The following is a 21,726-nucleotide window of genomic DNA, read 5'->3' on the forward strand; positions in this document are numbered from 1 at the left end:
GCCCGTGTCAAGCACGGGCATGACGGATCTCAAACCGCTCGGAAATTCCTATCCGCGCTCAAATCTTGCGCAGATGCACGGTCTGCACGGTATGGTCCTGCACCTTTTCCAGGATCAGCCGCGCGCGCTGGCGCGTGGGCAGGATGTTGGCCTTCAGGTTTGCGAGATTGATCGTTTCCCAGATGTGCCGTGCCGTCGCCTGCGCTTCGTCGTCGGACAGCTTCGAGTAACGGTAGAAATACGCCGCCGGATCGCGGAACGCCGTCTTGCGCAGGCGCATGAACCGCTCGACGTACCACTGCCCGATCAGTTCCGGGTCGGCATCGATGTAGATCGAGAAGTCGAAGAAGTCCGAGACGAACGGGATCGCTTCGCCGTTGCTCGGCAGCTTGGCCGGCTGGAGCAAATTTAGCCCTTCGACGATCAGGATGTCCGGCCGATCCACGGTGATCGTCTTGTCGGGCAGCACGTCGTAATGAAAGTGCGAGTAGACCGGCGCCTTGACCTGCGGCCGGCCAGCCTTGACTTCGGCGAGAAAATGCAACAGCGCCCGCGTGTCAAAGCTCTCCGGGAAACCCTTGCGGTTCATGATTCCGCGCTCTTCCAGCACCGCGTTGGGCAACAGGAAGCCGTCGGTGGGTACGAGGTCCACGCGCGGCGAATTGGTCCAGCGCGACAAAAGTGCCTGCAGCACGCGCGCCGTCGTGCTCTTGCCCACCGCCACGCTGCCCGCGATGCCGATGATGAAGGGCGTCTTGTTCTCGCTCTGGCCGAGGAAGCGCGAGGTGGCCGCGTGCAGCGCCTGTGATGCGCCGACATAAAAGTTCAGCAGCCGCGACAAGGGCAGATAGACCTCGATGACCTCCTGCTCGGAGACGCGCTCGATCACGCCGGACAGCCGCTCCAGATCCCGGGCGTCCAGGGTCATGGGCGTTTCCGCGCGCAGCTTCGCCCACTCCTTCTTGTCGAACGTGAGATAGGGCGAGATCGGTGAGGATTGGTCTGTCGTCATGCGGTCCCGGTCTTGCGCCGGTGTTACGCCTTATTCCTGCGGGCCTGCTGGCGTGGGCGCAGACATGCGCTGGGCGAGCACGGCCATGACATCCTCGTACGGAATATCCCGCGCCTCGAGGAGGACCAGCAGATGATAAAGCAGATCGGCGGATTCCAGCTTGAGCGCATCGTCGCTGTCGTGCAAGGCGGCGATCACCGTCTCGATCGCTTCCTCGCCCATCTTGCGCGCGCAATAGGCCGGCCCGGCATCGAGCAGCGTGCGCGTGTACGAGGACTCCGCGGAGGCCTCGCGCCGCTCCTTGATGATGCGTGCCAACTGCGACAGTGTGTCGTCCGCCATGTCACAACCCCCGTTGTTGCATTGGGTGCGGGTTAGTCGTCCAGCCGCACGGCGATGCCGGCATCGGCCATGTGCTGCTTCGCCTCGCGGATGGTGTGGTCGCCAAAGTGGAAGATGGACGCTGCCAGCACCGCGCTCGCGCCGCCCTCCTTCACCCCTTCGACAAGGTGATCGAGCGTGCCCACGCCGCCAGAGGCGATCACGGGCACTTCCACCGCGTCGCTGATCGCGCGGGTCAAAGCGATGTCGAAGCCCGCGCGGGTGCCGTCACGGTCCATCGAGGTCAGCAGGATTTCGCCCGCGCCCAGTTCGACAACCTCGCGCGCGTATTCCACCGCGTCGATGCCGGTCGGATTGCGCCCGCCATGCGTGAAGATTTCCCAGTGGTCCGGCTCACCCGGGCCTGAAACCTTCTTGGCGTCCACCGCAACGACGATGCACTGGCGCCCGAACTTGTCGGCGGCCTCGCGCACGAAGTCGCGGTTCTTCACCGCGGCCGTGTTGATCGAGACCTTGTCTGCGCCGGCTTCCAGCAGCTTGCGGATATCTTCAGCGGTGCGCACGCCGCCCCCCACGGTGAGCGGCATGAAGCAGCGCTCGGCAGTGCGCTGGACGACGTCGAGGATCGTGCCGCGCTGTTCGTGGCTGGCGGTGATGTCGAGGAAGCAGAGCTCGTCCGCGCCGGCGGCATCATAGGCCGTGGCGGCTTCCACCGGATCGCCCGCGTCGCGCAGATCCACAAAGTTCACGCCCTTGACGACGCGGCCATCTTTGACGTCGAGGCAGGGGATGATGCGGACCTTGAGCATTAGCTGGCGCGCTCCTGTTCGGCTGCGGTCATGCGCGCGAGCGCGGCGCGCGGGTCGAGACGGCCGTCATAAAGCGCCCGGCCTGCGATCGCACCGGCAAGCTTCGCGTTTTCCGGGCGCAGGAGCCGCTCTATGTCCTCCATTCCGGCCAGCCCGCCCGAGGCGATCACGGGGATGTCCACCGCCTCGGCCAGTTCGCGGGTGGCGGCCAGGTTCAGCCCTTCCAGCATCCCGTCGCGCGCGATGTCGGTGTGGATGATGGCGGCAACGCCGCTATCCTCGAAGCGCCGTGCCAGATCGACCGCGCTCAGTTCGCTGGTCTCGGCCCAGCCGGCGATGGCGACCTTGCCGTCGCGTGCGTCGATGCCCACCGCGATGCGGCCCGGAAACTGCCGGCAGGCGTCCTTGACCAGATCGGGATCCCGCACCGCCACGGTGCCGAGGATCACGCGCCGGATGCCGCGGCTCAGCCACGCCTCGATGCCCGCCATATCGCGGATACCGCCGCCAAGCTGTACCGGAATGTCCACGGCCTCCAGGATGCCCTCGACCGCGGTGGCGTTCACCGGCGTGCCCGAAAACGCACCGTTCAGATCGACGATGTGCAGGTATTCGAACCCCTCATCGGCGAAAGCACGGGCCTGCGCGGCCGGGTCGTCGCCATAGACCGTGGCCTGATCCATCTCGCCGCGGCGCAGGCGCACGCATTGGCCGTCCTTGAGGTCGATGGCGGGAAAAAGGATCATGGCGCCTCTTGGTTCTGGCAACCAGCCGGCGGTCACGCGCAACGTGTTTCGAGAATCACGGCGGCACGCAATGCGCTTAAGGTCTTGAACATTGCGCATCGGCCGCTGATTGGTCAGAGGTCAACTCGTATCGTTACCTAACCCAAGCGAGCGCGAAAATAAAGCCGATTCGAGGCCTTGTTCCGCCTGTCCGGCACGCGGCCCCGCACAATTCAAATGCTGCGCTGATTGACGCGCCGCCGCTGCTGGCCGGGCTGACCGAACAGGGGATGAGCATGGGAGCGGCGATGGCCTTCATCATCGCGGGCGGCGTCAGCTCGGTCCCGGCGATGGCCGCGGTCTGGTCGCTGGTCAAGCCGCGCGTGTTCGCGGCGTATTTCCTGCTCGGGCTGATCGGCGCGATGCTGGCGGGGCTGGTGTTCCAGATGGTAGTGTAGGTTCGCTCGTCAGGCCTTGGCGGCACGGCTTGGTCACGGCGACCAGTGCAGGAAGTTGGCAATCAGCCTGAGGCCCAGTTTCTGACTCTTCTCCGGGTGGAACTGCGTGCCGGCCACATTGTCCTGCGCCACCGCGGCGACGATCGGCCCGCCGTAATCCGTCGTGGCGATCACCACCTCCGGGTTTTCGGGCGTCATCGCGTAAGAGTGGACGAAATAGGCGTGCCAGCCGTCCGGCCCGGTCGGGATGCCTTCGAACAGCGCGTGCGGGTGCGGTGTCTCCAGCGTGTTCCAGCCCATATGCGGGATTTTCAGCGACGGGTCGTCCGGCGCGATGCGTTGCACCGGTCCGGCAATCCAGCCCAGCCCCGGCCAGTCGCCATGCTCCAGTCCACGCTCGGCCATGAGCTGCATGCCCACGCAGATGCCGAGGAATGGCCGGGCGCGACGGCGCGCGGTTTCCTCCAGCGCCTCCAGCATTCCCTCGATGCGCTCCAGTCCGGCGCGACAGTCGGCGAAGGCGCCTACCCCTGGCAGCACGATGCGTTCGGCGCGGCGCACCTCTTCCGGGTCACTGGAGATACGCACCGGCGCGGACAGGCCGGTCTCGCGCGCGGCGCGCTCGAACGCCTTCGCTGCTGAGTGCAGATTGCCGGAGCCGTAGTCGATGATAAGCGTCATGCCGTTGCGGCGGCTTCGCCGTTACCGGTTTGCTGTTGGATGCGCGCTTCCAGCGCCTGTCCCCGCTCGCGCAGCCATTCGCTAAAGAACTTGCGCTCGGCCTCCTGCCGGCTCGATGCCGACACGACGCCAGCCAGCCTATAGCCCGATCGCTCCAGAGACAGCCGGCGCAGATTGTGCGCCTCGAACCCCACGATCACCGAAAGCGCGAGGCTGAAGAAGCCGAGCGTCTGCTGGTTCAGCCCGAGTGCTGCGCCGATCAGGTTGAGTGCGACGACCAACGCCACGAAGCCCAGCGAGGCCAGCCAGAGACGGTGGACGAGCAGCCAGGGCAGGGCGAACAGCGTTGCCAGCAGCGAGAACCTCTCGGGTATGAACACAAAGCGCTCGGTATAGGTGCCGAGATCGCCTGTCGTCTGGAGCTGGCTCTCGTCAGGTGCGTGAACCGTGTAGACCGCCACTCTCAATCCTCAGTGCGTGTTATTTGCCATGCGCGCGGCCCAGCTCGTGCGCCAGCCGGTCGAGGATACCGTTGACAAGGCCGGGCTCCTCACCCGCGAAGAAGGCATGGGTGATGTCCACGTATTCGTTGATTACCACCTTAAACGGAACATCCCTGCGCGCAATCAATTCATAGGTGCCCGCGCGGAGGATTGCCAGCAGCGTACTGTCCAGCCGGCTGAGCCGCCAGCCTTCCGGCAGATGCCCGCTGATCAGCCCGTCGACTTCATCCTGCTGGCGCACGACGCCGCGCAGCAGATCAGCGAAGAAGGCCTCATCAGGTTCGGCAGGCACCTCGCCCTCGGCGCGGTCGCCAAGGCCGTCACGAAGGCCAAATCGGTATTTGCCGAATTCGGCGATCACCTCATCAAGGCCGATCCGGGTGGCATCCATCTGATAGAGCGCCTGCACGGCTGCGAGGCGCGCGGCGCTGCGCGAAAGCGCGCGTTTTCGGGACGGTTTGGCGGGGTCCGACATCGTGGCTTCGCCTGGGAACCTTACTGGGTCACATGCAAACGCCTGGACAGGGCAATCAGGTCCATGCACGCCGCCGCTGCGTCTGCGCCTTTGTTGCGCCGGTCTACCTTCGCCCGCTCCATTGCCTGCGCATGATTTTCCACGGTCAGGATGCCGTTGCCGATCGGGATGGCGTGCTGCACGGCCAGATCCATGAGCGCGCGGGCGCTCTCGCCGGCCACGATATCATAGTGAGATGTCTCGCCCCGGATGACGCAGCCAAGCGCAATACAGCCGTCATAGCCGCCGGCATGCGTGCGCATCGGCAGCAGGCCGGCGCGATGAACAACCGAAACGGCTTGCGGCACTTCCAGCACGCCGGGAACGGAAATGCGCTCGCAGGTGCCGCCCCGGCTTGCGATCTCCCTAGCCGCGCCATTGTATAGCTCCTCGGCGATGTCCTCGTAGAACCGCGCTTCCACGATCAGGATCGCGGGCGCTTGCTGCCCGTTGCCGGGCGATTGTGCGCTCATGGGTATGGTCTTTCCGGCCGTGCGGTTTGCTGGCGGTCAGGACCGACGTCGCTCAGGCGCTCGCCCCTGTCAGGCCCTGTTTCTGCGCCTCCAACAGACGCGCTACATAACGCGCCAGCAGGTCGATTTCCAGATTTAAGCGGTCCCCCGCACGTTTTTCGCCCCAGGTGGTGATAGAAAGGCTGTGCGGGATCAGGTTCACGCCGAAGCGGGTGCCGCTGACTTCGTTAACTGTCAGCGACGTGCCGTCGAGCGCGACCGAACCTTTCGGCGCGATAAACGGCGCCACCTCGCGCGGCACCTCGATCTCGAAGCGCGTCGACTCACCGTCCCGCGTTGCGCAGACGATCTCGGCGACAGCGTCGACATGCCCCGTGACAAGGTGCCCGCCCAGCTCGTCGCTCAGGCGCAGCGACCGCTCCAGGTTGACCCGCCGCCCCGGCACCCAGTCGCCCAGCGTGGTGCGCGAGAGCGTTTCCGCCGAGACATCCACGGCGAACACTGCGCCGCCATCGCGCTGGGCGACCTCCGTCACGGTCAGGCAGCAGCCGTCGCAGGCGATCGACGCGCCAATGGCGATGTCGTCAGCCGGATAGGCGCAGGCGATGCGGAAGCGGCCATCCTCGTGCGCCTCGACCGTGCCGACGTCAGTGATGATCCCGGTGAACATGGTCCATACGCTGCGTGTTGCGATAAAGGGCGAGCCGGTCCGGCCCGAGTTCGCGCGATTCGTGGATAACGAGTTGGGGAAGCGAAGGGATCAGGTCGAGCCCGTCCGGCGGGAATGGCGCAAGGCCGTTCGCGCCCGCCGGCCGCGCACCACGGAACAGCGCCATCTCGTCGACATAGCCCGCATCCAGGAAGGCGCGCGCCACGGCCGGCCCGCCCTCGATCATCAGGCGGGTGATGCCGCGCTCGCTCAGCACCTGGAGGATGCTGCCCGGGGCGAGCCGGCCATCGGGCGTCAGCGCGCAGGACAGGCATTCGACCCCGATCGAACGCAGTCGCGCGATGTTGTCCGGCGGCGCGTCCACGCCATGCAGCACCCAGACGGGATGGCTCGCTGCCGTGCGCGCCAGCTTGCTATCATGTGACAGATCGGCCCGCCGCGCGAGCACCACGCGCACCGGCGACCGCCAGCCGAGGCCTGGCAGGCGACAGGTCAGCGACGGGTCGTCGGTCTTTACCGTGCCATTGCCCACGAGGATCGCGTCGGCGCGCGCGCGCATCAGATGGGTGCGGGTTTGCGCAATCTTGTCGGTGACGAACACCGGCTTGCCGCCGCCGCGTGGCACCAGTCCATCCGATCCGACCGCCAGCTTGAGCTGAACGAAGGGCCGGTTCTCGCGCATCCGCAGGATATGGCCGAGCGAGATCCAGTGCGCTTCGTCGGTGTCTGCTGCGCGGCGCACCTCCACGCCTTGCGCGCGCAGGGCGTCCAGGCCCTTCCCGGCGACCAGCGGATTGGGGTCCTCCACGGCGTAAATCAGCCGCTTGATGCCCGCCGCCGCGATGGCCTCGACGCAGGGCGGGCTTTTGCCGTAGTGACAGCACGGTTCCATCGTCACGAACATCGTCGCGCCCCGAGCCGCCGTCGCGGCCATGCGCAGCGCCATGACCTCGGCATGGGGGCGCCCGCCAGGCGCCGTCCCGCCGACGCCTAGGATCACGCCGGTCGCCTCATTGGTCACGACCGCGCCCACGGCCGGGTTCGGCCAGGTCTGTCCCAACGGCGCGCGCGCAAAACGCAGTGCCAGACGCATCGGCGTGCGCCGGCGCATGGCAAGGTCGTCGATCGGGTGGGTGAACGCCGCAAGGGCGCTTGTGTTATCGCTCATCCGTGTGGTCGTCCACCGACGCGAGCTGCTTCTCCGAGAGCTCGCTTAGCAGCTCTGCGAAGTCGCTGGCCTCGCGGAAATTCTTGTAGACCGAGGCATAGCGGACGTAAGCGACATCATCCAGCGTCTTCAAGCCTTCCATAACCAGTTCGCCAATCCGCTGACTGCTGATCTCCGGCTCGCCCGAGCTTTCCATGCGCCGGACGATGCCGCTTACGAGCTGGTCGATACGTTCAGGTTCGACCGCCCGTTTCCGCGCGGCGATCTGGATGGAGCGCGCCAGTTTGTCACGGTCGAAGGGAACCCGGCGGCCGTTGCGCTTTATGATGGTCAGTTCGCGAAGCTGGATGCGCTCGAACGTGGTGAAGCGCCCCCCGCACTCGCCGCAGAACCGGCGTCGCCGGATGGCGCCGTTGTCTTCGGCAGGACGCGAATCTTTAACCTGCGTGTTAAGCGCTCCGCAGAACGGACATCTCATTTGACCGACCCTGTCGCCGTCAAAACCGGGTTTGCGGCGCATTTGACGGAGGTTATCCGGGCAACTAGCAAAGGACGCTCCGGGCCAGCAGGCGCCAGCCCGGATCGGGTTATGTCTCGTTAATCAGTATATCGGGAACCGGCCGCACAAATCCACCGCGCGGCGCTTCACTTCGGCCTCGACGGCCTGATTTGCATCCGAACCGTTGCGCGCAAGCCCGTCGAGCACTTCGAGGATCATCTCGCCGACGGCCTGGAACTCGGGCACACGGAAGCCGCGGGTCGTGCCGGCCGGCGAGCCGAGGCGGATACCCGAGGTGACGGTGGGTTTCTCCGGGTCGAACGGCACGCCGTTCTTGTTGCAGGTGATGTGTGCGCGGCCCAGCGCCGTCTCCGCCGCCTTGCCCGTCAGGCCCTTCGGCCGCAGGTCCACGAGCACGACGTGGGTATCCGTTCCGCCCGAAACGATATCGAGCCCGCCGCCCTTCAGCGTTTCGCCGAGCGCCTTGGCGTTGTCGATCACTGCCTGCGAATAGACCTTGAACTCCGGGCGCAGCGCCTCACCGAAAGCCACGGCCTTTCCGGCGATGACGTGCATCAGCGGACCGCCCTGCATGCCGGGGAACACCGCCGAATTGAACTTCTTCGCCAGGTCGGCATCGTCGGTCAGGATCATGCCGCCGCGCGGACCGCGTAGAGTCTTGTGAGTTGTCGTCGTGGCGACATGCGCGTGCGGGAACGGGCTGGGATGCACGCCCGCTGCGACCAGTCCCGCGAAATGAGCCATGTCGACCATGAGGTAGGCGCCGACACTGTCCGCGATCTGGCGGAAGCGCGCGAAGTCGATCTGGCGCGGATAGGCCGACCCGCCCGCGAGGATAATCTTCGGGCGATGTTCCTTAGCGAGCGCCTCGACCTGGTCGAAGTCGATGAGCGCATCTTCCTTGCGCACGCCGTAGTGGATGGCATTGAACCACTTACCGGAGATGTTGGGCGCTGCGCCATGCGTGAGATGGCCACCCGCGCTGAGGTCGAGCCCCATGATGGTGTCGCCCGGCTTGATGAGCGCGAGGAACACCGCCTGGTTCGCCTGGCTGCCGGAGTTCGGCTGGACGTTGGCATAGCCGCAACCGAACAGGCGCGTCGCCCGCTCGATTGCCAGGTTCTCGGCGATATCAACATACTGGCAGCCGCCGTAATAGCGCTTGCCCGGGTAACCTTCGGCATACTTGTTCGTCAGCACCGAGCCAACCGCTTCGAGCACGGCCTGCGAGACGATGTTCTCGGAGGCGATCAGCTCGATCTCCTCGCGTTGGCGCTTCAACTCAAGCCCGATCGCCTCGGCGATTTCGGGGTCGCTCTCGGCCAGCGACTTCGTGAAGAAGTCCTGCTGTTCCGGTGTGGCAAACTTCGTCTCAGGCTCGAAATCGCTGACGGTCATGGGAGCCTCCTCGCTGAAATGTTGGGGATCGGGCGTCCTCAGCGCCGGAATGAAGCGCGACGCCTCTCTCATCGTGTGGGGAGCTTACGGTCCGCCGCAAAAAGATACAACCCGGGGGGCCAGCGACGCTAGTTCAGTTGCGTCAGCCCGTCGCCAAAACCCGTCAGGTCAATGGGCACGCCAATGCCTTCTTCCGGCGTCTGAAAGATGATGAAGATGGCGTTCTTGCCGGAGCGCATCTTCTCCATCAGCTTGTCGTCCGCCACGACCTCAGCGACGCACCCGACTTGTCCACATTTAAGGAAAGGCGCGTGGCCGACGTCCTCGCCGTCGATCTTGAGTCCAAGCCCTGTGGGCAGCAGAACGCCAAGGGGTGCGACAACCCGCAACAGCTTCTTGTCCCCGCTGAACGAGCGCAAGAAGATGATCGTGAGCGAGACGTTCTTGCGGTCTTCAGCCTTCACGCTCTGGACGAGAGCGCACTTTTCGGCGCGCGCCCCTGGCGGGCGCCCGCAGCGCACCTGCCAGGCCCCAACCGTGGTCTTGAGTTCGCTCTGGCTGAACTGCGCCTTGGCGGGCGTATTCCCGGCATCGGCCATCGCGAGGGCCGTCGCAACGGCAAGAAGAAAAGCGGAAAAGGCAAGCCGTCCTGTCACTGGCGCTTTCAAACGGTCCATCACGTCCTGAAAGTTGGCTTGAACATCGCCCCGGCTTCCGGGGGCGTTGTGTCGGCTTGAATGGCATCGGCTATAGGGCGCAGAACCGATGCGCGCAAGCCTCACTTGCACGAGCGGGTCACTGCGTGCTCAATGCGGCTGAATTGCGACGTTGCGGAGGAGAGCGCCGCTGGATCAGATCGCTGGTGCGTAGTTATGCCGCATCCATCGGCCCGGTGGGTTGGCTTACCGGATCACGTACAGATGCGTTAATTTGAATAGTTGCGAGGCGCGCGCCTTTGCCGCTATTGCAAGGGGATACAAACGCGGTCGTCGTGCGTTAAGTTAGAAAAGCAAACGCAGATAAGCCGTTGCACGATCAGGCCGGAGAACAAGGGAGATCGCGAAAGCATGAGAGTCGGGGCTGTGTTGAAAACGGCGCTGAGGAGCCTGCCGCGGGCCGGTGCGCTTGCTGCGCTGATGAGCATCCTGGCCGCGCCTGTTGCAATGGCGGCGCAGCCGGAGCCGTGGGGGCTGAACCTGCAGGAAGCGGCGTCGCCGATCATGGAGCAGATGGTCGATTTCCATAACCTGCTGCTCGTGATCATCACCGCCATCACGGTCTTCGTCACGGCCCTGCTGGTCTGGGCGATGATCCGCTACAATCGTCGTGCGAACCCGGAGCCGGCGAAATTCCATCACAACACGACCCTCGAGGTTCTGTGGACGGTGGTGCCGATCCTCATCCTGGTCGTGATCGCGATCCCATCCTTCCGGCTGCTCTACGCGCAGCACAGCTATCCCAAGCCGGACGTGACCATCAAGGCGACGGGCTACCAGTGGTACTGGGAATACGAATATCCCGAGCCGGGTTTCTCGTTCGGCTCGTTCATGGTCGAGGATGCTGATCTGCAGCCGGATCAGCCACGCCTGCTTGCCGTGGATGCCGAGGTCGTGGTGCCGGTCGACAAGACGGTGCAAGTGTTGGTGACGGCTGCTGACGTCATGCACAACTGGACCGTGCCTGCCTTCGGCTCAAAGATCGACGCCATCCCGGGCCGCGTGAACCGCACCTGGTTCAAGGCGACCGAGACGGGAACATTCTATGGGCAATGTTCGGAACTTTGTGGCACGCGCCACGCCTTCATGCCGATCGCGGTGCGTGTCGTGACGCAGGAGGAATACGACGCCTGGCTCGAACAGGCGAAGCAGGAATATGCACAAAAGGGGCATTTGGACGAGACGCTTTTGGCGACAGGGGAGCCGCTGGACGTGCCTGCCAAGACGCGGCTCGCGTCCGCGAGCGAGTAACGCCGGCACTCGCGCATCGTGAAAGGGGACGACAAGCGACATGACGAGCATTGACGCTACAGGACATCACGAAGAGCAGATGGGCTTCGTCCGCCGCTGGCTCTTCTCGACCAACCATAAGGATATCGGCACACTCTACCTGATCTTCGCGATCATCGCCGGACTCATCGGCGGCGCGATGTCCGTGGGCATGCGTCTGGAACTGCAAGAGCCCGGCATGCAGATCTTCGCGAACCCGCACACCTATAACGTGCTCGTGTCCGCGCACGGCCTCATCATGATCTTCTTCATGGTGATGCCCGCGCTCATCGGGGGGTTCGGCAACTGGTTCGTGCCGATCATGATTGGTGCGCCGGATATGGCGTTCCCGCGCATGAACAACATTTCGTTCTGGTTGCTGCCGTTCGCCTTCGCGCTGCTGCTGATGTCGCTGTTTGTGCCGGGGCCTGCGGGCGGAACGGGCTTTGGCGGCGGTTGGACACTCTATCCGCCGCTATCGACCGCGGGGAATCCAGGGCCAGCGATGGACCTCATCATCCTGTCACTCCATATTGCGGGCGCATCGTCGATTCTTGGCGCGATCAACTTCATCACGACCATCTTCAACATGCGCGCGCCGGGCATGACGCTGCACAAGATGCCGCTGTTCGCCTGGTCAATCCTGGTCACGGCCTTCCTGCTGCTGCTGTCGCTGCCAGTTCTGGCGGGCGCCATCACGATGCTGCTGACCGACCGCAACTTCGGCACGACCTTCTTTGACCCGGCCGGCGGCGGTGACCCGGTGCTCTACCAGCACCTGTTCTGGTTCTTCGGCCACCCCGAAGTGTACATCATGATTCTGCCGGCGTTCGGCATCATCAGCCACATCGTTGCGACCTTCTCGCGCAAGCCGATCTTCGGCTATCTCGGCATGGCCTACGCGATGGTGGCCATCGGCGTGATCGGCTTCATCGTCTGGGCGCACCACATGTACACGGCGGGCCTGAGCGTCGACACCCAGGCTTACTTCGTGTTCGCGACGATGGTTATTGCGGTGCCGACGGGCATCAAGATTTTCTCCTGGATCGCTACGATGTGGGGCGGCTCGATCGAGTTCCGCACGCCGATGCTCTGGGCGATCGGCTTCATCTTCGTGTTCACGGTCGGCGGCGTGACGGGCGTGGTGCTCGCCAATTCGGGCATCGACCGTCAGCTCCACGATACCTATTACGTGGTCGCGCACTTCCACTACGTGCTGTCGATGGGCGCGATGTTCGGCATTTTCGCGGCCTGGTACTACTGGTTCCCGAAGATGACCGGCTACAACTACTCGGAGTTCATCGGGAAGCTTCACTTCTGGATGACCTTCATCGGCGTGAACCTGCTGTTCTTCCCGCAGCATTTCCTCGGGCTGCAGGGTATGCCGCGCCGCTACGTGGACTATCCGGATGCCTTCGCGGGCTGGAACTACGTATCCTCGATCGGCTCGTACATCTCGGCCGCGGCTGCGATCGTGTTCCTGATCGGCGTGGTTCACGCCTTCGCGCAGGGCCGCAAAGCTGCGGACAATCCTTGGGGCGAAGGCGCGACGACGCTGGAGTGGACGCTGTCCTCGCCGCCACCGTTCCACCAGTTCGAGACGCTGCCGCGCATCAAGTAGGCGGCGCACGGGAACGCAGGGCGGGACCGTGAACGCGCGGTCCCGCCCCAACGCGATAAAAGCAAAGCATGACGGACCAGAGCGTACCTTTCGACATCACGCGCCAGGAGGCGCCGCAGCCGCAAGGCTTTGGTAGCGGACGCCACGGGCCCGCGCGTTCGCAGGCGGTCGGAACCGGCGAGTTGCGCGATTACTGGCTGTTGCTCAAGCCGCGCGTAATGTCGCTGTCGATCTTTACGGCCTTCGCCGGCATGATCGCCGCGCCAGGGGCGATCCACCCCGTGCTCGCCCTTGCCGCGCTGCTGGCGATCGCGGCTGGCGCCGGCGCGGCGGGCGCACTGAATATGTGGTACGACGCCGACATCGACGCCGTGATGCAGCGGACGGCCAAGCGCCCGCTGCCCCGTGGACGCGTCTCGCGCGACGAGGTGCTGACACTGGGAATTGTCCTCGGCGCAGGCTCGGTCCTTTGCCTCGGCACAATGGTCAACTGGGTCGCCGGCGCACTTCTGGCGGGTACGATCCTGTTCTATCTCGTTATCTACACGATGTGGCTGAAGCGGCGCACGCCGCAGAACATCGTGATCGGCGGCGCGGCGGGCGCGTTCCCGCCCATGATCGGCTGGGCGGCCGTCACCGGGTCGGTTTCGCTCGAAAGCCTGGTTCTGTTCGCCATCATCTTCTTCTGGACACCGCCGCACTTCTGGGCGCTGGCGTTGGTGCGCAGCCAGGATTACCAGCGCGCGGGCGTGCCGATGCTGCCGGTTGTCGCGGGCGCAGACGCAACGCGCTGGCAAATCCTGATCTACAGCGTGCTGCTGGCGCCGCTCGGCATTGCGCCTACGCTGTTCGGCTTCGCTTCTGTTGGCTATGCGATCGTCGCCGGCGCGCTGGGGGCGGGTCTCCTCGCGCTCGCGCTTGAAACCTGGCGTTGGCGCGAAGGCCCGGCGGCGGACCGCGCCGCGCGGCGGCTGTTCAAGTTTTCGATCCTGTATCTGTTCGGCATCTTCGGCGCGCTGGTCGTGGATCACATTGCCGGATGGGCGATCTAGGGAAAGAGGTTATATGTCGGAGAGCGAGACCAGCCATGCCGAAAACGAACGCGCGGAGGAGCGGGACGCGCAGGCGCGGGAGGAAGAGCGTATTCTCCGCGAGCGCCGGCGCAAGCGCTCGATCGCGCTGGCTTGGGTGCTGGTTGCGCTGGCGATCCTGTTTTTCGTTGTCACGATCGTGCGGCTGGGGCCGATGGTCGCCAACCGCCCGCTTTGACGCGTAAGAGAGGCGGTCAATAGCGATGAGCGAGAACCGGAACGACACGAGAGAGACTGTCAGAACGGAACAGCAGGCGCGCCCCCACAACACGCGCGCCCTGCGCCGAACTGTGCTGCCGCTGCTGCTGATCGTGGGCGGCATGACCGGTCTGTCCTTTGCCGCGGTCCCGCTATATGACCTGTTCTGCCGCGTTACAGGCTACGGCGGCACGACTCAGGTCGCGGATGCGGGGTCGACCGAGGTGCTCGACCGGAAGATCACGATCCGCTTCGACGCAAACATCTCACCGAAGCTGGACTGGAACTTCAAGCCTGCCCAGACCTCGATGGATGTGAAGATCGGCGAGTCGGCGCTGGCGGTCTACGAGGCGCACAACCCGACCGACAAGCCGCTGGCAGGGACGGCGACGTACAACGTCACGCCCGAGATCGCGGGCTACTACTTCAGCAAGGTGCAGTGTTTCTGCTTTACCGAGCAGACGCTGGAGCCGGGCCGGCGCATGGACATGCCGGTGAGCTTCTTCGTCGATCCGGCGATCATGGACGACCCGGAAGCCCGAGAGATCGAAGAGATCACGCTGTCCTACACCTTCTTCCCGATGAAGGGGGAAACGCAGACCGGCGCGGCCGAGGGCAGGTCCGAGAAAAGGATCGCGGCGGCGCAATAGCGCGGGTATAAAACGCAACCAAGAAGAAGAGGCGCGCGGCGCCTGCAGGAGAGGATAGGGGAAGAGACGACGTCATGGCCGAAGCGCATACCAAGCAGCATGATTACCATCTGGTCGAGCCGAGCCCTTGGCCGCTCGTAGGGTCGATTTCAGCCTTCGTTCTGGCGCTCGGGGCCATCGCCTGGATGCGCACCGGCCAGGGCGGCCTTCTCGGCGTGCAGGGGTCGTGGATGTTCTTCGTCGGCCTGCTCGGCGTTCTGGTCACGATGATCGGGTGGTGGCGCGACGTCGTGCACGAGTCGGTCGTCGAGCGCGCGCACACGCCGGTGGTGCAGCTTCATCTGCGCTACGGCATGATCCTGTTCATCGCGTCCGAGGTGATGTTCTTCGTCGCCTGGTTCTGGGCGTATTTCGACGCGGCGCTGTTTCCGGCCGCGGAAACGCTGCCCGGGACAGACCAGATGGTCGGCGTCGTCGGCCGTCACGAGGCGACGGGGGGACAATGGCCGCCGGCGGCCACGGGCGACGGGCGCTTCGTCTCCACGTTCGATCCGTGGGGGCTGCCGCTGGTCAACACGCTGGTGTTGTTGTTGTCGGGTACGACCGTGACCTGGGCGCACCACTCCCTCTTGCAGAATGACCGGCGCGGACTTATCTGGGGGCTTGTGTTGACGATCCTGCTGGGCATGCTTTTCACGGCTCTGCAGGCTTATGAGTACATGCACGCCGCGTTCGATTTCTCGGGCTTCATTTACGGCTCGATCTTCTTCATGGCGACGGGCTTCCACGGCGCGCATGTGATCATCGGCACGATATTCCTGATCGTTGTGCTGATCCGGTCGCTCGCCGGGCACTTTACGCCTGAGAAGCATTTTGGCTTTGAGGCGGCGGCCTGGTACTGGCACTTCGTCGATGTTGTCTGGCTGTTCCTGTTCGCCAGCATCTACGTTTGGGGCGCAGGCACGCCAGGCGCGCACTAGAGGACGCGACGGCGCTGAAAGGCGCTTTACGGGAAGGCAATGGCAAGCACACGGCCAGCTTTGAATGGCGCGCTCGGACGTTGCCCACGATGCGGCGTCGGGCGCCTGTTCGAGAGCTTTCTTGAGCTCGCCAGCGAATGCCCGAAATGCGGGCTGAGCTATGACTTTGCGGACGCGGGCGACGGCCCTCCCGTGTTTGTGTCGTTCCTGGCAGGCTTTCTGGTCTGCGGCGGCGCAGTGTGGACCGAGCTGGCTTACCAGCCCCCCTATTGGGTGCACGCTCTGGTCTGGCTGCCGCTGGCCCTGCTTATACCGCTGGCGTTGCTGCGACCGACGAAGGGCCTGTTGATCGGCCTGCAATACCGGCACAGCGCCGGCGAAGGTCAGAGCGCCGAGCGCTCGTGACACTGACAAGCGGGGGATTTGCGACCGTTGCGTGGCATTTTGTCCCGCCCCGTGCGAAAATCTGCGCCGGGCGGTCAGGGGGCCTTGTCGGTCAGAAATTTTTCACTTGAATCTCGCGCTTGAGGCAGGCAGAACCCTGCCTCGTTCACTCAGTGTGTTCGGTCATCTACTGGTTGGGGAGGACGCCATATGGCTTACGATGACGCCCTCTTCCAATTGGGGATGGACTTGGATCCTGGTTCAAGCACCGCCCAAACGGAAGAAAAATCACTCTCTCGTTCCGCGGAAACGGAAGCGGACGATCGGAAGGACTATTTCTGCGAGCGGGACGGAGTCCGTTTCGCTGGCACGCATCTCATCGTCGATCTGATGAATGCGAAGCATATCGACGATGTCGCGCATGTCGAGGAGACCTTCCGACGATGCGTGGAAGAGGCGGGCGCGACCCTGCTGCATATCAACATGCATCATTTCACGCCCAATGGCGGCGTGACGGGGGTAGCTGTTCTCGCCGAGTCGCATATCAGTATCCACAGCTGGCCGGAATACGGCTATGCTGCGCTGGATATCTTCATGTGCGGTGAAGCGGATCCGCATGCTGCGATTCCGGTGTTGCGCGATGCTTTCGAACCGGAGCAAGTCGTGGTGACCGAGCATCTGCGCGGCCGCCACGTCTGGGAAGTTGCGGAGGCTGCCTAAAGCGGCTTCACTGCGCTGGAGACGGGATTCGGGCCGCGGTCATGACATGGCTGCGGCCCGCTTCGCTTGAAACGCTCATCTGCCCTTGTCTGCAGGAGGTCGTCATGGCCCGCTGGATCCCCGAAACGCTCCACGAGCATTTCCGCTTTTCCTTCAAGACCAACAACGTGCTCTATGAAAGCCATACGGAGCACCAGCATCTGATCATCTTCGAGAACGACACCTTTGGCCGCGTGCTCATGCTCGACGGTGTGGTGCAGCTCACCGAAGAGGACGAGTTCGTCTATCACGAGATGATGGCGCATCCGCCGCTGATGGCTCAGCCGGAGCCCAAGCGCGTGCTCATCATCGGTGGCGGCGACGGCGGCGTGCTGCGCGAAGTCCTGCGCCACCCCAGTGTGGAGCGCGCGGTGCTGTGCGAGATCGACCAGAGCGTCATCGACCTGTCGCGGCGCTATCTCGATTTCATCGCGCAAGGCGCCTTCGATGACCCGCGTGCGGAGGTCGTGATCGCAGACGGCACGAAATTCGTCGCCGAGACGGACGAGCGCTTTGACGCGATCCTGGTCGATTCCACCGATCCGATCGGCCCTGCCATCGCGCTGTTCACGCGGGAGTTCTATTCCAGTTGCAAGCGCGCACTGAACGAAGGCGGTGTGCTGATCGCACAGTCCGGCCTGCCGTTTCTGCAGGGTGACGAACTGCGCGACGTCCAGAAGAGCTTCCGCGCGCTGTTCGCCGACGCCGCCGCCTACATGATGACCACGCCGACCTATATTGGCGGGCCGATGGCACTGTCCTGGGGCTGCGACGATCCTGCACGGCGCATGCCGGAACGCGAGAGGCTTAAGGCGCGTGTCGACCAAATAAAGGGCGAGATGAAATACTACACGCCCGACGTGCACCTTGCTGCTTTCGCGCTGCCGGCCTACGTGGCGCGATACGTTCACGGTTAGAAAAGCGCCGCGCCGGACGGCAGGCGGCGCCCCCTGATAACCCATCAAAGCTCAGAGCGTCGTTCATGCCGTCACTGCTGCCAACAGCATCCGATCAGGACATGCGCACCACCTCCGGCATTCTGTTCATGATTGCCGGCGTGTTCCTGGTGCCGATGCTGGACGCGTTTTCCAAGTATCTGTCGGCCTGGCTGGCGCCGGGGCAGATCGCGTTGTTCCGCTTCGCCTTCCAGAGCGTGATCCTGATGACGATCCTGACGGCGCGGCGTGAGCTGTTCTGGCCGGGGCCGCTGACCGGCTGGCTGATGCTGGCGGGCGCATTCGCTGCCGGCGCGGTGATCTGCCTGATCTGGGCGGTGAGTCTGCTGCCGCTCGCCACCGCCATCTCGATCTTCTTCATCGAGCCGCTGTTGCTGACGATCATCGCGGCGCTTGCGCTGGGCGAGAAGATCGGTGCGCGGCGGGTCGGCGCCATCATCGTCGGCTTGATCGGCGCGATGATCGTCATTCGCCCGAACTGGGTGAGCTTCGGCCCGGTGATCCTGTTGCCCGCCGCCGCGGCGTTCTTCTTCGCGTGCTATGTCGCGACGATCCGCGGCTTGTCGGTACGGCTCGCCGGGCTGCCTATGCAGGCGTGGTCCGGCACCTGGGCGACACTCATCATTTTTGTCGTGGTGCTGCTCGGCTCGTGGGGCGACACGCCAATCTTCACTTTCGAGCCGGTGCCGGCCTGGACCTGGTATTACCTTGCCGCGATGGGCGCGATTGCCGCGCTGGCGCACATGATGTTCGCGATGGCCTTTCAGCGGGTCGAGGCGGGCGCGCTGGCGCCGTTCCAGTATCTGGAGATCGTCGGCGCGACGACGCTGGGCTACTTTATTTTCGGCGACTTCCCCGACGCGCTGACCTGGCTGGGCACGGCGCTGATCCTGTCGGCCGGGCTGTACGTGTTCTATCGCGAACGGCAGGCTGCGCGCGGCGTGACGGCAACGACGAAGCGCCCGGCGCGGTGAAGCGCGTTTGGGCCCGGTCCAATCCGTTCAAGCCCCGGCATGGTGAGCGCAGTAAAGCAATCGTCCGGAATGTGTCATCCCGTGCGCGATGCGGCACATTGTGCCGCTTCGCAGACACGGGAACGTCGTCGGGCTTGTCACCGCGCGATCCCGGATCAGCGCCGCACCGCTTCGCGCTGCAGCGCATCCGGGATGACATCTCGGGTTGCGCCGCATCGCGCACGGGATGACTGAGGAACGCGCGTTAAATCACCTTGCCGGGGTTGAGGATGCCGTTCGGGTCGAGCACCTGCTTCAGCGTGCGCATCATCCACATCTCGGTGTCATCCTTCACGCTGGGCAGCAGCTCGCGCTTCATCCGGCCGATACCGTGCTCCGCGCTGATCGACCCGCCCAGCTCGACCGCCAGCCCATAGGCTGCCCCTGCGATATCGTCCCACCGCGCGAGATAGGCATCCTTGTCCATGCCCACCGGCTGACTGACGTTATAGTGCACGTTGCCGTCGCCGAAATGGCCGAAGGGGAACGGCCGCGCGCCCGGCATGATGCGCTCCATCTCGGCGTTCGCGCGGCGGACGAACTCCGGCAGCTTGCTGAGCGGCACCGAGACATCGCACTTCACCGAGCCGCCCTCGTATTTCTGGACCTCGGACAGCCGTTCCCGCAGATCCCAGAAAGCCTGCGCCTGCGCCAGGGAGGCGGCGACAGCGCCGTCGGTGACGATCTCCGCCTCGAACGCCTGCGCCAGCAGCCCTTCCAGCACGCGCTCCGCCGAGCCGTCCGGCCGCGGGCCGGAGACCTCCATCAGCACGTACCAAGGGTGCCGCGTCTCCAACGGATCGCGCACCTCAGGCATATGCTTCTCGAAGAACTCCATGGCGATGCGCGGGATGAACTCGAACGCCGTGAGCGCGGGGCCAGCCTGCGCCTGCGCCATCTCGAACAGCCGCGCAACATCGTCCAGCGACTCCAGCGCGACGAACGCCGCCGCCTGCTCCGCCGGGCGCGGGAACAGCCGCAGGACCGCCGCCGTGATGATGCCGAGCGTGCCTTCCGAGCCGATGAACAGGTCGCGCAGATCATACCCGGTGTTGTCCTTGCGAAGGCCCCGCAACCCGTTCCAGATTCGCCCGTCGGCCAGGACCACCTCAAGCCCCAGCGTCAGCGCGCGCGCATTGCCGTATGCGAGCACTTTGATGCCGCCTGCGTTGGTCGCGAGATTGCCCCCGATCTGGCAGGAGCCTTCGGCCGAGAGGCTGAGCGGGAACAGCCGATCCACCTCCGCCGCCGCATCTTGCGCCTGCGCCAGCGTCGCGCCCGCCTCGATCGTCAGAGTGTTGTTGGCCGGATCGATGGTGCGCACGCGGTTCATCCGCGACAGGTTCAGCACGATCTCATGGCCCGCCGTCATCGGAATCTGGCCGCCCACCAGGCCCGTGTTGCCGCCTTGCGGCACGACCGCGATGCCGCTCTCGTTGGCGATTTTCAGGATCTGCGCCACCTCTTCGGTGTTGCCCGGCTTGAGCAGCAGCGGCGTGCGGCCGTGATACAGGCCGCGCCATTCCTCCATGTAGGGGGCAAGTTCAGCTTGCTCGGTGATGACGTGATGCGCCCCGACGATCTCGGTCAGGCGCGCAAGAATATCGGGAGTCGGCGGCGTCGTGCCGGGTCGATGCAACATGCGCTTTCCGCTGTGGGGTGGCTTCGTCGCCCGATGAGTCTAGCGCGAAACGCCACGACACCCAAATCCCGCATGCTAGCCCCCGTTGCGCTTCGGCGCGGCTGCGCGGGCGAGTCGGTCGTTGATCGCTTCGCCCAACCCTTCGTTGGGAATGGGCATGACTGCGATGGTATCGGCGCGGCAGGTGTCCATCGCGCGCAGATAACCGAAGAGGTTCGCCGAGGCCTCTGTGAGGTCGCCGCGCTCGCTGAGATTGAGAATGGTCTCTGGCGGCGCGTCCGGACCAAAGCCCAGCAGGACTTCGCCGGGCCGGGCTTGCTGCGCGTTGAGCCGCACCCGCGCGCGCGGCGCGTAGTGGCTTGTCAACATGCCGGGCGAGGCGGGCGCATCAGGCTTGTGTTCCGGCTGGTGGAGCGGCTCGCCCAACTCCGTCTCGATCTCGTCGCGCGGGATGCCGCCAGGCCGCAGCAGTAAAGGCGCATCGCCGGCAAGGCCCACCACGGTCGATTCCAGCCCGCCGGGGCAGCGCCCGCCATTCACGATCAGGCCCTTCACATTCTCGAAATCGCCGGCAACATGTTCAGCCGTCGTCGGGCTGACGCGCCCGGACCGGTTGGCGCTCGGCGCGGCGACAGGCACGCGCGAAAACTGAATGAGCTTCTGAGCGATCGGGTGCGAGGGCACGCGCAGCCCGACGGTATCGAGCCCGGCGGTGACCAGGCTATTGATCGGGGCGCCTTCGACCAGCGGCACCACAAGCGTCAGCGGCCCCGGCCAGAACTGTTCCGCCAGGAGCCGGGCACGGTCGTCAAACACGCCGAGCCGCTCTGCATGCTCGCGGTCCGCCACGTGCACGATCAACGGGTTGAATCGCGGTCGGCCCTTTGCTTCATAGAGCCGGGCAATCGCGCGGCCATCGTTGGCGTTCGCGCCAAGGCCGTAGACGGTTTCGGTCGGGAACGCGACGAGGCTGCCGTCACGCAGGAAGCTGGCGGCAAGGGCAATATTCTCGTCGCTGGGCGACAAAACTTGCAAATTCCGCCTCTGATCGAAAAGGTGCCGCTGCATATCGATTTCAGATAATGACTCTTTGAACAAAAACTAAGGCGCACAGAAAGCTGAAGCGGACCACCGGCCATGTCAAGTCGCAGAAAGCCAGACCGTATCTTCTTGC

At 64.6% G+C, this 21,726-nt stretch carries 26 protein-coding genes; 11 read left to right on the plus strand and 15 right to left on the minus strand.

Going from position 1 to position 21,726, the window contains the following annotated elements; all coding sequences use genetic code 11:
- Window positions 1-58 precede the first annotated feature (58 nt).
- Genes coaA through hisA form a run of 4 tightly spaced genes read right to left on the minus strand, consistent with a single transcriptional unit; the run spans window position 59 to window position 2,909 of the window.
- Entirely contained in the window at window positions 59-1,012 is a 954-nt protein-coding gene (coaA, locus tag BXY53_RS04575; RefSeq protein ID WP_119060701.1) for a type I pantothenate kinase, read from the minus strand.
- A gap of 30 nt (window positions 1,013-1,042) precedes the next feature.
- Window positions 1,043-1,354, minus strand: coding sequence for a phosphoribosyl-ATP diphosphatase (hisE, locus tag BXY53_RS04580; protein WP_119060702.1), 312 nt, complete (start codon window positions 1,352-1,354; stop codon window positions 1,043-1,045).
- 32 nt (window positions 1,355-1,386) lie between these two features.
- The gene (hisF, locus tag BXY53_RS04585; RefSeq protein ID WP_119060703.1) at window positions 1,387-2,163 is read right to left on the minus strand and encodes an imidazole glycerol phosphate synthase subunit HisF; all 777 of its coding nucleotides are present in this window, start codon (window positions 2,161-2,163) and stop codon (window positions 1,387-1,389) included.
- Window positions 2,163-2,909 (minus strand): 1-(5-phosphoribosyl)-5-[(5-phosphoribosylamino)methylideneamino]imidazole-4-carboxamide isomerase, encoded by a 747-nt coding sequence (gene hisA / locus BXY53_RS04590; protein ID WP_119060704.1) that lies wholly within the window; start codon window positions 2,907-2,909, stop codon window positions 2,163-2,165. Before hisA ends, hisF begins: the two co-directional genes overlap by 1 nt.
- Window positions 2,910-3,178: 269 nt before the next feature.
- On the opposite strand from hisA, the gene BXY53_RS04595 reads away from it, so the two are divergent.
- On the plus strand, window positions 3,179-3,346 hold the full coding sequence (locus BXY53_RS04595) for a hypothetical protein (RefSeq protein ID WP_119060705.1): 168 nt from the start codon (window positions 3,179-3,181) through the stop codon (window positions 3,344-3,346).
- 33 nt (window positions 3,347-3,379) lie between these two features.
- Here BXY53_RS04595 and hisH read toward each other — a convergent pair whose 3' ends face one another.
- From hisH to BXY53_RS04640, 9 genes are all read right to left on the minus strand, one after another.
- Window positions 3,380-4,027, minus strand: coding sequence for an imidazole glycerol phosphate synthase subunit HisH (gene hisH, locus BXY53_RS04600; RefSeq protein WP_119060706.1), 648 nt, complete (start codon window positions 4,025-4,027; stop codon window positions 3,380-3,382).
- Window positions 4,024-4,488: a DUF2628 domain-containing protein gene (locus tag BXY53_RS04605; RefSeq protein ID WP_170144338.1), complete on the minus strand. Its 465-nt coding sequence runs from the start codon at window positions 4,486-4,488 to the stop codon at window positions 4,024-4,026. The genes hisH and BXY53_RS04605 overlap by 4 nt, the downstream gene beginning before the upstream one ends.
- A gap of 19 nt (window positions 4,489-4,507) precedes the next feature.
- Window positions 4,508-5,005, minus strand: coding sequence for a transcription antitermination factor NusB (gene nusB / locus BXY53_RS04610; protein WP_119060708.1), 498 nt, complete (start codon window positions 5,003-5,005; stop codon window positions 4,508-4,510).
- Window positions 5,006-5,025: 20 nt separating this feature from the next.
- Entirely contained in the window at window positions 5,026-5,517 is a 492-nt protein-coding gene (gene ribH / locus BXY53_RS04615; protein ID WP_119060709.1) for a 6,7-dimethyl-8-ribityllumazine synthase, read from the minus strand.
- Between the two features lie 52 nt (window positions 5,518-5,569).
- On the minus strand, window positions 5,570-6,187 hold the full coding sequence (locus BXY53_RS04620; RefSeq protein ID WP_119060710.1) for a riboflavin synthase: 618 nt from the start codon (window positions 6,185-6,187) through the stop codon (window positions 5,570-5,572).
- The gene (gene ribD / locus BXY53_RS04625; RefSeq protein ID WP_119060711.1) at window positions 6,165-7,355 is read right to left on the minus strand and encodes a bifunctional diaminohydroxyphosphoribosylaminopyrimidine deaminase/5-amino-6-(5-phosphoribosylamino)uracil reductase RibD; all 1,191 of its coding nucleotides are present in this window, start codon (window positions 7,353-7,355) and stop codon (window positions 6,165-6,167) included. Before ribD ends, BXY53_RS04620 begins: the two co-directional genes overlap by 23 nt.
- The gene (nrdR, locus tag BXY53_RS04630) at window positions 7,345-7,833 is read right to left on the minus strand and encodes a transcriptional regulator NrdR (RefSeq protein ID WP_119060712.1); all 489 of its coding nucleotides are present in this window, start codon (window positions 7,831-7,833) and stop codon (window positions 7,345-7,347) included. Before nrdR ends, ribD begins: the two co-directional genes overlap by 11 nt.
- Before the next feature lie 123 nt (window positions 7,834-7,956).
- Complete coding sequence (glyA, locus tag BXY53_RS04635) at window positions 7,957-9,273, minus strand: serine hydroxymethyltransferase (RefSeq protein ID WP_119060713.1); 1,317 nt, start codon at window positions 9,271-9,273, stop codon at window positions 7,957-7,959.
- A 128-nt stretch (window positions 9,274-9,401) separates the two neighbouring features.
- Complete coding sequence (locus tag BXY53_RS04640) at window positions 9,402-9,950, minus strand: invasion associated locus B family protein (RefSeq protein ID WP_119060714.1); 549 nt, start codon at window positions 9,948-9,950, stop codon at window positions 9,402-9,404.
- A 390-nt stretch (window positions 9,951-10,340) separates the two neighbouring features.
- Here BXY53_RS04640 and coxB point away from each other — a divergent pair, with 390 nt between their 5' ends.
- The 10 genes from coxB to BXY53_RS04690 all read left to right on the plus strand — a co-directional run bounded on the left by coxB (window position 10,341) and on the right by BXY53_RS04690 (window position 18,871).
- A complete protein-coding gene (coxB, locus tag BXY53_RS04645; RefSeq protein WP_119060715.1) occupies window positions 10,341-11,240 on the plus strand; it encodes a cytochrome c oxidase subunit II in 900 nt (299 codons plus the stop codon).
- 40 nt (window positions 11,241-11,280) lie between these two features.
- On the plus strand, window positions 11,281-12,879 hold the full coding sequence (gene ctaD / locus BXY53_RS04650; RefSeq protein WP_210209146.1) for a cytochrome c oxidase subunit I: 1,599 nt from the start codon (window positions 11,281-11,283) through the stop codon (window positions 12,877-12,879).
- Between the two features lie 68 nt (window positions 12,880-12,947).
- Window positions 12,948-13,931, plus strand: coding sequence for a heme o synthase (locus BXY53_RS04655; RefSeq protein WP_119060717.1), 984 nt, complete (start codon window positions 12,948-12,950; stop codon window positions 13,929-13,931).
- 13 nt (window positions 13,932-13,944) lie between these two features.
- Window positions 13,945-14,148, plus strand: coding sequence for a hypothetical protein (locus BXY53_RS04660; RefSeq protein ID WP_119060718.1), 204 nt, complete (start codon window positions 13,945-13,947; stop codon window positions 14,146-14,148).
- A 25-nt stretch (window positions 14,149-14,173) separates the two neighbouring features.
- Complete coding sequence (locus BXY53_RS04665; RefSeq protein ID WP_119060719.1) at window positions 14,174-14,818, plus strand: cytochrome c oxidase assembly protein; 645 nt, start codon at window positions 14,174-14,176, stop codon at window positions 14,816-14,818.
- A 74-nt stretch (window positions 14,819-14,892) separates the two neighbouring features.
- Window positions 14,893-15,798, plus strand: a complete 906-nt coding sequence (locus BXY53_RS04670) for a cytochrome c oxidase subunit 3 (protein ID WP_119060720.1) — start codon at window positions 14,893-14,895, stop codon at window positions 15,796-15,798.
- A 39-nt stretch (window positions 15,799-15,837) separates the two neighbouring features.
- A complete protein-coding gene (locus BXY53_RS04675; protein ID WP_119060721.1) occupies window positions 15,838-16,203 on the plus strand; it encodes a DUF983 domain-containing protein in 366 nt (121 codons plus the stop codon).
- Window positions 16,204-16,392: 189 nt separating this feature from the next.
- Window positions 16,393-16,902, plus strand: coding sequence for an adenosylmethionine decarboxylase (speD, locus tag BXY53_RS04680; protein ID WP_119060722.1), 510 nt, complete (start codon window positions 16,393-16,395; stop codon window positions 16,900-16,902).
- A gap of 104 nt (window positions 16,903-17,006) precedes the next feature.
- Window positions 17,007-17,858: a polyamine aminopropyltransferase gene (speE, locus tag BXY53_RS04685; RefSeq protein WP_119061772.1), complete on the plus strand. Its 852-nt coding sequence runs from the start codon at window positions 17,007-17,009 to the stop codon at window positions 17,856-17,858.
- 65 nt (window positions 17,859-17,923) lie between these two features.
- Window positions 17,924-18,871, plus strand: coding sequence for a DMT family transporter (locus BXY53_RS04690; protein ID WP_119060723.1), 948 nt, complete (start codon window positions 17,924-17,926; stop codon window positions 18,869-18,871).
- Window positions 18,872-19,115: 244 nt separating this feature from the next.
- On the opposite strand, the gene BXY53_RS04695 is transcribed toward BXY53_RS04690, so the two are convergent.
- A complete protein-coding gene (locus BXY53_RS04695) occupies window positions 19,116-20,552 on the minus strand; it encodes an FAD-binding oxidoreductase (protein WP_119060724.1) in 1,437 nt (478 codons plus the stop codon).
- 75 nt (window positions 20,553-20,627) lie between these two features.
- On the minus strand, window positions 20,628-21,587 hold the full coding sequence (locus BXY53_RS04700) for an L-threonylcarbamoyladenylate synthase (protein ID WP_245410356.1): 960 nt from the start codon (window positions 21,585-21,587) through the stop codon (window positions 20,628-20,630).
- Window positions 21,588-21,726: the final 139 nt, after the last annotated feature.

Origin of the sequence: Dichotomicrobium thermohalophilum, assembly GCF_003550175.1 — a bacterium.
GTDB classification, from domain to species: Bacteria; Pseudomonadota; Alphaproteobacteria; order Rhizobiales; family Rhodomicrobiaceae; genus Dichotomicrobium; species Dichotomicrobium thermohalophilum.

Bases quoted from the DNA above. Each gene is read 5' to 3' on its own strand.
- BXY53_RS04695 (WP_119060724.1), bottom strand. From the start codon at position 20,552: ATGTTGCATCGACCCGGCACGACGCCGCCGACTCCCGATATTCTTGCG.
- BXY53_RS04665 (WP_119060719.1), top strand. From the start codon at position 14,174: ATGAGCGAGAACCGGAACGACACGAGAGAGACTGTCAGAACGGAACAG.
- nrdR (WP_119060712.1), bottom strand. From the start codon at position 7,833: ATGAGATGTCCGTTCTGCGGAGCGCTTAACACGCAGGTTAAAGATTCG.
- coxB (WP_119060715.1), top strand. From the start codon at position 10,341: ATGAGAGTCGGGGCTGTGTTGAAAACGGCGCTGAGGAGCCTGCCGCGG.
- nusB (WP_119060708.1), bottom strand. From the start codon at position 5,005: ATGTCGGACCCCGCCAAACCGTCCCGAAAACGCGCGCTTTCGCGCAGC.
- BXY53_RS04675 (WP_119060721.1), top strand. From the start codon at position 15,838: ATGGCAAGCACACGGCCAGCTTTGAATGGCGCGCTCGGACGTTGCCCA.
- BXY53_RS04655 (WP_119060717.1), top strand. From the start codon at position 12,948: ATGACGGACCAGAGCGTACCTTTCGACATCACGCGCCAGGAGGCGCCG.
- hisH (WP_119060706.1), bottom strand. From the start codon at position 4,027: ATGACGCTTATCATCGACTACGGCTCCGGCAATCTGCACTCAGCAGCG.
- BXY53_RS04690 (WP_119060723.1), top strand. From the start codon at position 17,924: ATGCCGTCACTGCTGCCAACAGCATCCGATCAGGACATGCGCACCACC.
- speE (WP_119061772.1), top strand. From the start codon at position 17,007: ATGGCCCGCTGGATCCCCGAAACGCTCCACGAGCATTTCCGCTTTTCC.
- BXY53_RS04670 (WP_119060720.1), top strand. From the start codon at position 14,893: ATGGCCGAAGCGCATACCAAGCAGCATGATTACCATCTGGTCGAGCCG.
- hisE (WP_119060702.1), bottom strand. From the start codon at position 1,354: ATGGCGGACGACACACTGTCGCAGTTGGCACGCATCATCAAGGAGCGG.
- ribH (WP_119060709.1), bottom strand. From the start codon at position 5,517: ATGAGCGCACAATCGCCCGGCAACGGGCAGCAAGCGCCCGCGATCCTG.
- ribD (WP_119060711.1), bottom strand. From the start codon at position 7,355: ATGAGCGATAACACAAGCGCCCTTGCGGCGTTCACCCACCCGATCGAC.
- BXY53_RS04595 (WP_119060705.1), top strand. From the start codon at position 3,179: ATGAGCATGGGAGCGGCGATGGCCTTCATCATCGCGGGCGGCGTCAGC.
- ctaD (WP_210209146.1), top strand. From the start codon at position 11,281: ATGACGAGCATTGACGCTACAGGACATCACGAAGAGCAGATGGGCTTC.
- hisA (WP_119060704.1), bottom strand. From the start codon at position 2,909: ATGATCCTTTTTCCCGCCATCGACCTCAAGGACGGCCAATGCGTGCGC.
- glyA (WP_119060713.1), bottom strand. From the start codon at position 9,273: ATGACCGTCAGCGATTTCGAGCCTGAGACGAAGTTTGCCACACCGGAA.
- BXY53_RS04640 (WP_119060714.1), bottom strand. From the start codon at position 9,950: ATGGACCGTTTGAAAGCGCCAGTGACAGGACGGCTTGCCTTTTCCGCT.
- coaA (WP_119060701.1), bottom strand. From the start codon at position 1,012: ATGACGACAGACCAATCCTCACCGATCTCGCCCTATCTCACGTTCGAC.
- hisF (WP_119060703.1), bottom strand. From the start codon at position 2,163: ATGCTCAAGGTCCGCATCATCCCCTGCCTCGACGTCAAAGATGGCCGC.
- BXY53_RS04660 (WP_119060718.1), top strand. From the start codon at position 13,945: ATGTCGGAGAGCGAGACCAGCCATGCCGAAAACGAACGCGCGGAGGAG.
- BXY53_RS04620 (WP_119060710.1), bottom strand. From the start codon at position 6,187: ATGTTCACCGGGATCATCACTGACGTCGGCACGGTCGAGGCGCACGAG.
- speD (WP_119060722.1), top strand. From the start codon at position 16,393: ATGGCTTACGATGACGCCCTCTTCCAATTGGGGATGGACTTGGATCCT.